The organism is Flavobacterium shii (assembly GCF_025847235.1).
GTDB lineage: Bacteria > Bacteroidota > Bacteroidia > Flavobacteriales > Flavobacteriaceae > Flavobacterium > Flavobacterium shii.
This window is the reverse complement of record NZ_JAOZEW010000019.1, coordinates 55,762-68,788: the sequence shown is the minus strand read 5'-3', so window position 1 is coordinate 68,788 and position 13,027 is coordinate 55,762. Positions and strand designations below refer to the sequence as shown.

The 13,027-nt window shown below is 33.5% G+C and carries 10 protein-coding genes; 9 read left to right on the top strand and 1 reads right to left on the bottom strand.

The features are described 5' to 3' along the window. Nucleotides 1–19: 19 nt before the first annotated feature. The 4 genes from tamL to OIU83_RS17135 all read left to right on the top strand — a co-directional run bounded on the left by tamL (nucleotide 20) and on the right by OIU83_RS17135 (nucleotide 5,134). Nucleotides 20–2,578 carry a translocation and assembly module lipoprotein TamL gene (tamL, locus tag OIU83_RS17150; protein ID WP_264207485.1) on the top strand — a complete coding sequence of 853 codons (2,559 nt, stop codon included), beginning with the start codon at nucleotides 20–22 and terminating at the stop codon, nucleotides 2,576–2,578. 61 nt (nucleotides 2,579–2,639) lie between these two features. After that, nucleotides 2,640–3,707 carry a class II fructose-bisphosphate aldolase gene (gene fbaA, locus OIU83_RS17145; protein ID WP_264207484.1) on the top strand — a complete coding sequence of 356 codons (1,068 nt, stop codon included), beginning with the start codon at nucleotides 2,640–2,642 and terminating at the stop codon, nucleotides 3,705–3,707. A 114-nt stretch (nucleotides 3,708–3,821) separates the two neighbouring features. Further along, on the top strand, nucleotides 3,822–4,676 hold the full coding sequence (gene accD / locus OIU83_RS17140) for an acetyl-CoA carboxylase, carboxyltransferase subunit beta (RefSeq protein WP_264207483.1): 855 nt from the start codon (nucleotides 3,822–3,824) through the stop codon (nucleotides 4,674–4,676). Nucleotides 4,677–4,756: 80 nt separating this feature from the next. Beyond that, nucleotides 4,757–5,134, top strand: a complete 378-nt coding sequence (locus tag OIU83_RS17135) for a hypothetical protein (protein ID WP_264207482.1) — start codon at nucleotides 4,757–4,759, stop codon at nucleotides 5,132–5,134. Nucleotides 5,135–5,629: 495 nt separating this feature from the next. Here OIU83_RS17135 and OIU83_RS17130 read toward each other — a convergent pair whose 3' ends face one another. Next, nucleotides 5,630–6,880 (bottom strand): ABC transporter permease, encoded by a 1,251-nt coding sequence (locus tag OIU83_RS17130; RefSeq protein WP_264207481.1) that lies wholly within the window; start codon nucleotides 6,878–6,880, stop codon nucleotides 5,630–5,632. 164 nt (nucleotides 6,881–7,044) lie between these two features. Between OIU83_RS17130 and purH the strand changes: the two genes are divergently transcribed. From purH to mrdA, 5 genes are all read left to right on the top strand, one after another. Beyond that, nucleotides 7,045–8,571 (top strand): bifunctional phosphoribosylaminoimidazolecarboxamide formyltransferase/IMP cyclohydrolase, encoded by a 1,527-nt coding sequence (gene purH / locus OIU83_RS17125; protein ID WP_264207480.1) that lies wholly within the window; start codon nucleotides 7,045–7,047, stop codon nucleotides 8,569–8,571. 54 nt (nucleotides 8,572–8,625) lie between these two features. Continuing rightward, entirely contained in the window at nucleotides 8,626–9,654 is a 1,029-nt protein-coding gene (locus OIU83_RS17120) for a rod shape-determining protein (protein WP_007804822.1), read from the top strand. A gap of 105 nt (nucleotides 9,655–9,759) precedes the next feature. Next, nucleotides 9,760–10,584, top strand: coding sequence for a rod shape-determining protein MreC (gene mreC, locus OIU83_RS17115; protein ID WP_264207479.1), 825 nt, complete (start codon nucleotides 9,760–9,762; stop codon nucleotides 10,582–10,584). After that, nucleotides 10,577–11,083 (top strand): rod shape-determining protein MreD, encoded by a 507-nt coding sequence (locus OIU83_RS17110; protein WP_264207478.1) that lies wholly within the window; start codon nucleotides 10,577–10,579, stop codon nucleotides 11,081–11,083. Before mreC ends, OIU83_RS17110 begins: the two co-directional genes overlap by 8 nt. After that, a complete protein-coding gene (mrdA, locus tag OIU83_RS17105) occupies nucleotides 11,080–13,026 on the top strand; it encodes a penicillin-binding protein 2 (protein ID WP_264207477.1) in 1,947 nt (648 codons plus the stop codon). Before OIU83_RS17110 ends, mrdA begins: the two co-directional genes overlap by 4 nt. The last annotated feature ends 1 nt before the right edge of the window (nucleotide 13,027 follow it).

Genomic DNA, 13,027 nt, shown 5'->3' with positions numbered 1-13,027 from the left:
ATTAAATATTTTAGAACACTTGAGAAAGAATTCCACAAAAATAGCAGCATTTATTCTAATAGCAATATTTATTTCGGCTTGTAATGCTGTAAAAAGAGTTCCTAATGGCAAAAAGTTACTTACTAAAAATGAAATTATAGTAAATGACAAGCCTATTAAGGATGAAAATATATTTAACCAATTATACCAAAAACCCAATAGTACGCTTATTGGCGGGTACAAGCTACGCCTAAATTTATACAACTTAGCCAATCCAAATCCAGATTCTACGTTTGCGGCAAAATTTAAAAACAACCCTAAAAAATATGAAAGATTATCCAAACTATTATCTGCAAAACAGGTAGATCGTCTTGGTCAATCATTTTTATACAAAGGAATAAATGATTTTTTTAAAACTACGGGAGAACCGCCCGTAATTATCGATACCAGCAAAACAAAAAAATCGTCTATGCGATTAAAATACCACTATTTCCACAATGGTTATTTTAATGTAAAAACCGCATTTACTATTGATAGTATAAGTGCTAAAAAAGCAAAAATACGCTACACAGTAACAACAGGACAACCTTACCTTTTAGATACGATAACCACTAGTATATCTTCCCCTGATCTGGATTCTTTATATAACAAAAGCGTTGAAAACACCCTATTAAAAACCGGAAAGCAATATAGAACTAGCGATCTTGAAGACGAAAAAAACCGCATTACTACCTATTTTAGAAATCATGGTATATATTATTTCCAATCGAATAATGTAACATACGATATCGACACAATAAACAAAAAGAACAAAGCAAATCTAGACCTTATTATAAAAGACTATAGCTACCAGGATAAAGATTCCACTAGAACTATGCCTTTTAAGATTTACAAAATTAGCGACGTTAATATCTACACCGATTATTCTGCTGCCAATGCAAAATTACAAATTACAGATAGTACCACTTATAAAAACTTCAATTTATACAGTTACAAAAAATTAAAATATAAGCCATATGCAATAACTGATGCAATTTTCATTACAAAAGGAAGTTTATTTGCAGACTTTAAAACAACACTTACAACTCGATATTTAAACAACTTAAAGATATTTAATTATCCGTCTATACATTATGAATTAGACAAGAGAGACTCAACTGCACAATCATTGATTGCCAAAATATACTTAACACCCAGAAAAAAATATAGTTTCCAAACAACATTAGATGTTACCCACTCAAATATCCAGGATTTCGGAATTGGGTTTAGTCTTTCTGAAACAATAAGAAATGTTTTTAATGGTGCCGAAACATTAGAGATATCAGGTCGTGTGAATGTTGGTTCATCACAGGATTTAGCAAATCCAAACGGAACTTTCTTTAATGCCTCCGAATACGGACTAGATATTAAGCTAAATGTACCTAGGATCCTAATGCCTTTTGGAACTGAAAAAATCATTCCCAAGAGCATGATTCCGTCGACAATAATGACTGCCGGTTTTGCAAAACAGCGGAACATAGGTCTCGACAAAGAAAATTTCACAGGTGCATTTACCTATAACTGGACTCCTAAAAGGAACAATACCGCACGTGTAGACTTACTGAATATACAATATGTACGAAATTTAAATCCGCAAAATTATTTTAAAGTATATCGATCATCATACAATGCTTTAAATAGCATCTCGCAAGGGTACAATTATCCTCAAAAACCTGGATTTGTTGACTCCAACGACAATTTAATAATAGAATCCGGTACAACTGGATTTACTCAAGACGTATTGAATAACACAATACCCGTTTCGAGTAACGACTACCAATCGGTTGAAAGCATAGAAGAAAGACGAATGAGGCTAACCGAAAATGATTTCATTCTGGCCTCAAACTACACTTTTACTAAAACCACCAAGAAAGATTTACTAGACAACACATTTTATCTCTTTAAAGCTAAAATTGAAAGTGCAGGATCATTATTAACACTAATTTCCAAAGCTGCTGATTTGCAAAAAAACACAAATGGCAACTATCGAATTTTTAATTTAGAATACTCTGAATACATAAAAACCGAATTTGATTACATCAAACACTGGGACTTAACAAAAGAAAAGGTACTTGCTGTACGTACATTTTTTGGTATTGCTATACCATTTGGCAATTCAAACTATGTTCCATTTTCAAGAAGTTACTATTCTGGAGGATCCAATGACAACAGAGCTTGGCAGCCTTATTCATTAGGACCTGGTAGTACAGGAGCTGTAAATGATTTTAATGAAGCCAACATGAAAATCGCATTAAGTGCAGAATTTAGATATAAAATTTTAGGTAAATTAAAAGGAGCTATATTTGCAGATGCAGGTAATATCTGGAATGTCCTGGATAATGTAACCGATGATAAAGCGACATTTAAAAACTTTAGCGATCTTAAAGATATTGCTTTAGGAACAGGAATAGGCTTTCGCTACGATTTAAGTTTCTTCGTAATTCGTTTTGACTTAGGTTTTAAAACCTACAATCCGGCTTATGAATTAGGCAATCGCTGGTTCAAAGAATACAATTTCGGACACTCGGTTTTAAATTTTGGAATAAATTATCCTTTCTAATGCTAATTAATTCTTATTTTTGCAACCTAAAAACTAAAAAACAACTAAAAAAAAGATTACAATGGCACACAATATTAAAGCAGGAGTAGCGACGGGGGATCAAGTACAAGAGATTTTTAATTATGCGAAAGAAAAAGGATTTGCACTTCCTGCAGTAAATGTTACTGGATCAAGCACAATCAATGGAGTTCTTGAAACTGCAGCAAAACTGAATGCGCCAGTTATTATTCAATTTTCAAACGGTGGAGCACAATTTAACGCTGGAAAAGGATTATCTAATGCTAACGAAAAATCGGCAATCGCTGGTGGAATAGCTGGAGCAAAACACATTCATACTTTGGCAGAAGCTTACGGTGCTACCGTAATTTTACATACTGACCACTGTGCAAAAAAATTATTACCTTGGATTGATGGTCTATTAGATGCATCTGAAAAACATTTTGCAGAAACAGGAAAGCCTTTATTCAGTTCTCATATGATCGATTTGTCTGAGGAGCCAATCGAAGAAAACATCGAGATCTGTAAAGGATATTTAGCTAGAATGAGCAAAATGGGAATGACACTTGAAATCGAACTTGGAATTACAGGTGGAGAAGAAGATGGTGTTGACAACTCTGATGTTGATAGCTCTAAATTATACACACAACCAGAAGAGGTAGCTTATGCTTACGAAGAATTATCTAAAATAAGTCCTAAATTTACAATTGCAGCAGCTTTTGGAAACGTTCACGGTGTTTACAAACCAGGAAACGTAAAATTAACTCCAAAAATCTTAAAAAACTCTCAAGATTTCGTTCAAGACAAATTTAAAACTGGTACTAATCCAGTAGATTTCGTTTTCCACGGAGGTTCTGGTTCTACACTTGAAGAAATTAGAGAAGCTATTGGATACGGAGTTATCAAAATGAACATCGATACTGACTTACAGTTTGCATATACTGAAGGTATCCGTGATTATATGGTTAAAAATATTGATTATTTAAAAACACAAATTGGTAACCCAGAAGGTGCTGATGTTCCTAATAAAAAATATTACGACCCAAGAAGATGGGTACGTGAAAGCGAAGTTACATTCAACGCAAGACTTGAACAAGCCTTTGCTGACTTGAATAACGTAAATACACTATAAAAGTATTCAGTTTTTAGTTCAAGTGTTCCGTTCTAAACATACAGAACACTTGAAACTAAACTATTAAAGAACTGAACACTGAAATTTGATTACTGAACACTGAATACTAAACAAATGGCTTGGTTTAAAAGACACGAAAAAGGGATTACAACTGCTACCGAAGACAAGATGGATGTCCCAAAAGGACTTTGGTACAAATCTCCAACAGGAAAAATTATTGATGCTGATGAGTTGGCTCGTAACTTATTTGTAAGCCCGGAAGATGATTTCCATGTTAGAATTGGAAGCGCAATCTATTTTGAGATTTTATTTGACAACAATGAGTTTGTTGAATTAGATAAAAACATGACATCAAAAGATCCTTTGCATTTTGTAGATACAAAAAAATATGCAGAACGATTGAAAGATGTAATGGAAAAAACTCAACTTAAAGACGCTGTGCGTACTGGAGTTGGAAAATCAAAAGGAAAAGAACTTGTAATCTGCTGTATGGATTTTGCTTTTATTGGTGGTTCTATGGGAGCTGTTGTTGGCGAAAAAATAGCAAGAGGAATTAATCATGCTATCAAAAACCAAATGCCTTTTGTAATGATTTCAAAATCAGGAGGAGCACGTATGATGGAAGCTGCTTATTCATTAATGCAATTAGCAAAAACATCTGTAAAACTAGCTCAACTTGCCGAAGCTGGATTGCCATACATTTCATTATGTACAGATCCAACAACTGGAGGAACAACCGCTTCTTATGCCATGTTAGGAGATATTAATATCTCTGAGCCAGGTGCATTAATAGGATTTGCAGGACCGAGAGTTGTAAGAGACACGACTGGTAAAGATTTACCGGAAGGTTTTCAAACAGCTGAATTTCTTCTAGAACATGGTTTTTTAGATTTTATCACGCCAAGAAAAGAATTAAAAGACAAGATAAACTTATATATCGATTTGATTCAAAACAACCCGATTAGATAGGTTTTCAACCTCTATATTATAAAAATCCCAAGAAATATTTCTTGGGATTTTTTTATATCTTTATTTCAAATCTTCAGTTTATGAAAAGAGTATTTATTGGCCTTATTATTTGTTTGTTGCTTTTTAATTGTGCCAAAAAAGAAGAAAAGACCGTTCCAAGAAATATTCCCTATATAATTTCAGAAGAAAATATTAAAATTTCAAACGAATTAAAAAAAAATAAAATCCCACCACCGCCAAAGGGTTTTTATGCCGAAAACCAGCTCATAATAGACAAAAAAGGAAGTTTGTTTTATTACCAAAAAGAATACATTCAAATTCTATGTAACTACAAAAATGAGAACGACACACTACCTCATTTTACAAACTTAAAACCAAAGGATATTATAAGGATTCCACAAAAAAGTTTGAATGATTTTATTTCAGAAAATATCATGACTAAAGAAAAAAGAAGATGAATACTAATAATCGCTTCGCAAAATGATACAATTACAAATACCTATTTTTTAAATTTCATAAAAAACTCCCATTTACAAGCATATCTTATCAGGAGAACTACGCAAGAAGAAGATACTGTAATGACATACAAGAAAAATAACGAGTATTATGATTCGAATGACATAAAATAGGACAAAACAAAAATCAAAATTCCTAAATACCAAATGAAAGACTAAAACAAGGCTCTGAAGTCTCCTGACTTCGTAGCAATAACGATGATCCAAAAATCATAAATAACTATTGGCGTGGGTACGAAGTCGGGAGACTTCGCACAACATTCGAGACAAAACGAAACCCGCTCTGCAAAGTCCCCCGCTCTGCGAAGTCTCCCGACTTCGTAGCGACAACGAGATGAAAAAAAACATAATAACTATTGGTATGGGTTCGAAGTCGGGAGACTTCGAACAACATTCGTTAAATTTCGTAAATAGAAAATCTCAGAACCTCAAGAACAACTACATCCCCGTTCTAATAGCCTCAACAGGGTCTAATTTAGAAGCTGAAATTGCAGGAAGAATACCCGCTATCAATCCGATTAATGCAGCAAGTCCTGTTCCAAGAAGAATATTTCCCATTCCGAGAACAAATTCAAAATCGAGTGCCTTGGTAAGAATTACAGATATTATCCAAACAAGGACTAACCCAATTGCCCCACCTATTACAGAAAGGATAATTGCTTCAAACAAAAATTGAAATAAGATAAATTTATTTTTAGCACCTAATGATTTCTGTATTCCAATAAGGTGAGTTCGTTCTTTTACAGAAACAAACATAATATTGGCAATCCCGAATCCACCTACAAGAAGAGAAAATCCGCTTATCACCCACCCCATTAAATTCATCTGTCCTATTATACCATCAATAAAATCGGTAAAACCAGAAAACACATTAACAAAGAAATTATCAATCTGTCCAGCTTTCAATCCGCGAAAAGTTCTTAATTTTTGAGATACTTCTGCTCTATAAGCATCCATATCGATTCCTTTTTCCGGCTTTAAAACAATAACCGGAGTTATGCCATCATTATTATCACCATACATACGGCGTAAAAAATTTGCCGGAAAAAATACCGATGTATCATTACTATCTCCAAACAAACCAGCTCCCTGTTTTTTCACAACACCAATAACAGTGAAACGTTGCCCATACAAACGAATATTTTTACCAATAGGTTCGGCATCTCCAAAAAGCCCATCGGCAATATCATGCCCCAAAACTATAACTGGCGTACCCGAATTTGATTCTGACTCATTATAGAAACGTCCTTTCTCAAAATCCAAACCTTCAATTTCCATAAACTCATAAGAAACGGGAACTACATTTACATCACTTACCGTTTTGGAATCATATTTTAAACTTTCTCGTTTAACAAAAAGTTGATATCCGACCTGATTAGTATTGGTAAGTGAATTTTTAAGATAGGTGTATTCGTCGTATTTAACATTTGGAAATTGTTCTCTCTTCCATTGTGGAATATCCGAAGGTCCAAAAGAAAACTTCATTAGATAAATTGTATTTTTATCCAAGCTACTCAAATCTTTAGTAATTTTTCTATTCAAAGAATCAACTGCTGCAAGTACTGCTATTATCGAAAAAATACCAATTGTAACTCCCAACAACGACAATAACGTTCTTAGTTTGTTACTACGTAAAGCATTCATCGCAAAACCAAAACTTTCTTTTAATAATCGAAGATAAAGCAGCATAGATTATAAATTTACATTAAAGTAAAATTCAATAAATTTTAGTCAAAAACCTAATAAAAATTCACTTACGCATAGGTAGGCTTTTTTAAGATAATGTTACATAAAATGATGATTTTTATAATCAAAAAAAAACTATTTTTGCACTTTATAACTATAACAACACAATGAGCACAACAAAAACTATTCAATCTGCATTAATTTCAGTCTTTTCGAAAGAAGGCCTTGAACCAATTGTAAGAAAACTACATGAACAAAAAGTAACTCTTTACTCAACTGGAGGAACAGAAGATTTTATTAAAAACTTAGGAATTCCTGTAGTACCTGTTGAAGATGTAACTTCTTTTCCTGAAATTCTTGGTGGGAGAGTAAAAACATTACACCCGAAAATTTTTGGTGGAATTTTAAACCGTCAAGACAACGAAAGTGATGTTCAACAAATGCAGGAATTTGATATTCCTCAAATTGATTTAGTAATTGTTGATTTATACCCATTTGAAAAAACAGTTGCATCCGGAGCTAGCGAACAAGATATTATCGAAAAAATTGACATTGGCGGAATTTCATTAATTCGTGCTGCTGCAAAAAACTTTAAAGACACTGTTATTGTGGCATCGGTAAATGAATACAGCTTAATACTGGATTTAATTACAGAACAAAACGGAGCGACAACTCTAGAGAACAGAAAATTACTTGCTACAAAAGCATTTCATGTATCATCTCATTATGACGGTGCTATTTTTAACTATTTCAATACTGACGAAACTATCTATAAAGAAAGTATTACTGGTGGACAAATATTGAGATATGGAGAAAACCCACATCAAAAAGGATTCTTCTTTGGTGATTTTGATGCAATGTTCAAAAAACTACACGGAAAAGAATTATCATACAACAACTTGCTTGACGTAGATGCTGCCGTGAACTTAATTGCCGAATTTAAAAATGACGGACCTACGTTTGCAATTTTAAAACATAACAATGCTTGTGGTTTGGCTACAAGAAAAACAATCAGCGAAGCTTATTTGGCAGCTTTAGCTTGTGATCCGACATCAGCATTTGGTGGAGTTTTAATTTCAAATACAAAAATTGATTTAGCTACAGCTCAGGAAATAAACAAACTATTTTGTGAAGTTCTGATTGCTCCAAGCTATGACAATGAAGCTATTACAGTTTTAGAAGAAAAGAAAAACAGAATCATTCTAGTTCAAAACGAAGTTGAATTACCTACAAGACAAGTAAGAACTTGCCTTAACGGACTTTTAGTTCAAGATAAAAACAACATCACTGACAATAAAGAGCATTTAAGAACCGTTACAATTACAACACCTACAGAACAAGAAATTGAAGATTTAATCTTTGCTTCAAAAATTTGTAAGAACACAAAATCGAATACAATCGTATTTGCTAAAAACGGAACTTTAATTTCATCTGGCACGGGACAAACCTCTCGAGTTGACGCTTTAGTTCAAGCAATTGACAAAGCAAAAGCATTTGGATTTGACTTAAATGGCGCTTCAATGGCAAGCGATGCATTTTTCCCATTTCCGGATTGTGTAGAATTAGCCAAAAAAGCAGGAATTACAGCTGTAATTCAGCCAGGTGGCTCAATAAAAGACGAATTAAGCATAAATTATTGCAATGAAAATAAAGTTGCAATGGTATTTACAGGAACTCGTCATTTTAAACATTAATTTGTTTAACTTTGTACGTTACTAATTTATAACTTTTAAACCCCTAAAAAACTTATGGGATTTTTTGATTTCATGACCGAGGATATTGCGATAGACCTTGGTACCGCAAACACTTTAATCATTCACAATGATAAAGTAGTTATTGACAGTCCTTCGATAGTGGCACGTGACAGAATATCAGGCAAAATCATTGCTGTTGGTAAGGAAGCCAATATGATGCAAGGTAAAACCCATGAAAACATAAAGACCATAAGGCCACTTAAAGACGGGGTTATAGCCGATTTTGATGCATCTGAGAAAATGATCAATATGTTCATCAAAAGTATTCCTGCATTAAAGAAAAGAATGTTTACTCCTGCATTGCGTATGGTAGTATGTATTCCTTCTGGAATTACCGAAGTTGAGATGCGTGCAGTAAAAGAATCGTGCGAAAGAGTAAACGGTAAAGAAGTTTATTTAATTCATGAACCAATGGCTGCTGCAATTGGTATTGGTATTGACATTATGCAACCAAAAGGAAACATGATTGTTGACATTGGTGGTGGTACAACCGAAATTGCGGTAATTGCACTAGGTGGAATTGTATGTGATAAATCGGTAAAAATTGCCGGTGACGTTTTCACAAATGATATTGTTTATTACATGCGTACACAACACAACCTTTTTGTTGGAGAAAGTACTGCAGAAAAAATAAAAATTCAAATTGGAGCTGCCATAGAAGATTTAGATGGACCTCCAGAAGATATGTCTGTTCAAGGTAGAGATTTACTTACTGGAAAACCAAAACAAGTAGATGTTTCTTACCGTGAAATTGCCAAAGCATTAGATAAATCTATACAACGTATTGAAGATGCTGTAATGGAAACATTATCTCAAACACCTCCAGAATTAGCAGCCGATATTTACAATACAGGTATTTATCTTGCAGGTGGAGGATCTATGTTAAGAGGTCTTGATAAAAGAATTTCGCAAAAAACAGATTTACCTGTTTACATTGCCGAAGATCCATTAAGAGCAGTAGTACGCGGAACCGGAATGGCACTTAAAAACATAGCAAAATTTAAAAGTATCTTAATTAAATAAGATACTTTATTAATACATTTCTTCAGAGCTAAAACATACAAAACTTAGTTCTGAAGAAATTTTGAAACTTAAAGCATATCCTGAAACAAAATAACCAAGCAAGAAATGCAGCAAATATTTAATTTTATTATAAGAAACAGTAATCGACTACTGTTTTTGCTGCTTTTAGGTATTTCATTAGGTCTCTCCATTCAATCTCATTCTTTTCATAGAAGCAGAGTTATTAGTTCTGCTAATTTCTTGAGCGGTGGTGTTTATGAAAAAATAAGCCGCGTAAATGAGTATTTGAACTTAAGAAAAGAAAATGATGAATTGGTACTTGAAAACGCAAGATTAAAAAGTCTTTTATTTAACGCTGAAGACACTGTAAAACTTCCTCTTCCAGACACTATAAAAGGCGTTAAACCTGCCGATATAATTGTTTCGAAAGTAATACACAACTCTTACAACGTACATGAAAACTACATTACAATAAACTCTGGTTCGAACGAAGGGGTTAAACCTGATATGGGTGTAATTAATAGTTTAGGGATTATAGGTATTGTAGACAACACTTCACCAAGATATGCAACAGTTGTAAGCATACTGAATATCAAATCACAGATTAATGCCAAAATAAAGAAATCAAATCATTTTGGTTCGTTAATATGGGATGGAAAAAGCACAGGTTTTGTTCAGTTAATAGATGTTCCTAGACTAGCTTCCGTTAGAAAAGGAGATACAATTGTAACTGGTGGCCAATCGGTAATTTTCCCAGAGAATATCGGAATTGGTACAATTGACAAAATATTTACATCAAAAGAAACAAATTACTATACAATCAACGTTAAATTATTCAACGACATGACTAATCTAGGTCACGTATATGTAATTAAAAGTAGAGATAGAGAAGAGCTTATTAAATTAGAAAAAAGAGAAAAAGATGAATAGCGCTTTGTTAGTCAATATCTCTCGATTTATTCTGCTATTGGCAGTTCAGATTATTATATTCAATAATATGAACTTCCTTGGCTACATAAGTCCGTTTCCGTACATCCTTTACATTATTCTATTCCCAGTAAACGGAAATAAATCCGGACTATTGGTATCGAGTTTTCTACTTGGTCTTGCAATGGACATGTTTTGTAATTCGGGTGGAATACATGCAACTGCCTGTTTGATTCTCGCTTATTACAGACCTTATATTTTCAAATTTTCATTTGGATTGAGTTATGAGTACCAAACCATAAAACTAAATGATTCATTAACCCCAGAACGGTTTTCATTTATATTGATTTCGGTATTACTCCACCATATCATACTATTTACTCTGGAAGCTTTTCAGTTTAACTTTATTTTAGACGTTTTACTAAGGACACTATTCAGTACCATATTTACAATTATAACCTGTATCATAATAATATATCTTATTAAGCCCAACAGAAGATGAGAAAAGTTCTGCTGCCCTCTTTAATTATCATTGCAGCATCTTTGCTAGTAATTCGCATATTCTATTTACAAATTATAGACGATTCTTTTAAATTAAAATCAGAGAATAACGCTATCAAGGTTAAATACGACTATCCCGAAAGAGGCTACATTTATGATAGATATGGAAAATTATTGGTTGCCAATCAGGCTTCTTATGATATCATGGTAATCCCTAGAGAAATAAAAAACATTGATACATTAGAGTTTTGCCAACTTTTAAATGTCACTAAGGAAGACTTTATAAAAAAAATCGAAAAGGCTAAAATATACAGCCCTCGATTACCATCTGTTTTTTTAGCACAATTAAACAAAAGCGAATTTGCAGCTTTCCAGGAGAAAATCAGAAAATTCGAAGGTTTCTATTTCCAAAAAAGATCATTACGTGATTACGAAGTCGATTATGGCGCTAATATTTTTGGTTTCATCACTCAGGTAAATGAAAAACTTGTAGCCAAAAATCCGTATTACAACAGCGGAGATTTAATTGGAAGACAAGGTGTTGAAGAAAGCTACGAAGATGTTTTACGCGGTATAAAAGGTGTAAAATACATTCAAAAAGACAAATACAACAGAGAAATTGGTTCTTATAAAGACGGAAAATACGATACGATTGCCGTACAAGGAGAAGACATCAACCTAACAATTGATGCCGAACTCCAAAAATACGGAGAAGAATTAATGATCAACAAAAGAGGTGGTATTGTTGCATTAGAGCCAAAAACAGGGGAAATCCTTGCTTTGATAACTGCACCATCTTATGATCCGGGAATATTAGTGGGGAGACAACGCTCAAAAAACTATACTTTATTATATCATGATTCGATTGCAAAACCATTGTATGACCGTGGTTTATTGGCCGAATATCCTCCGGGATCTCCGTTTAAAATCGTTACAGGACTTGTAGGATTACAAGAAGGTGTTATAAACGAGCAAACTACTTTCATGTGTCATCATGGCTTTAGTTACGGTAGAGGTCGCTTTATGAAATGTCACGGTTTTGGACCACACCAATTACATAACGGAATTTACAATTCTTGTAACACATACTTTGCCAATGTTTACATGTTGACTATTAACAAATATAATAATCCTGCATATGCTGTTGATGTATGGAGCAAACATGTAAAAAGCTTTGGACTAGGTCAATTTATGGGATATGATTTACCTACAGGTAAAAGAGGAAACATTCCAGACTCTAAAACATACAAGAAAATATATCCAAATGGCGGCTGGAGAAGTACGACTATTATTTCGAACTCTATTGGACAAGGGGAGGTTTTAATGACCCCTATCCAATTGGCGAATATGATGGCTACTGTTGCGAACCAAGGATATTATTTCACGCCTCATATCATTAAAAAAATTGAAGGTCAAAAAATAGACCCAAAATTCACTACAAAACACGAAACAACAATAGACAAAAAATATTATCCTCCTATGATTAGCGGATTATTTGATGTTTATAACAAAGGAACTGCCAGCAGACTTCGTGTTGAGGGTATCGACATTTGTGGGAAAACGGGAACTGCAGAGAATTTTGCTAAAATTAACGGAAAAAGAACACAGCTTAAAGATCACTCTATATTTGTTGCATTTGCACCAAAAGACAATCCTAAAATTGCGATAGCTATAATGATTGAGAATGGGGGATTTGGAGCTACAATTGCAGGTCCAATCGCAAGTTTAATGATTGAAAAATACCTTCGTAAAAAAATCACACGAAATGATTTAGAAATTCGTATTTTAAATACAAGCCTAAGAGATCAATATGCAAAATTAGGAGGAATGGCTGCAGCCAGTTTAATCGAAACCACTCCTAAAGATTCTGTTATGAGAGCTAAAATGATCAAAACCAAAGAGGTTATTAAACCTGTAAAAATAGATACAACCCAAGAAAATTAAT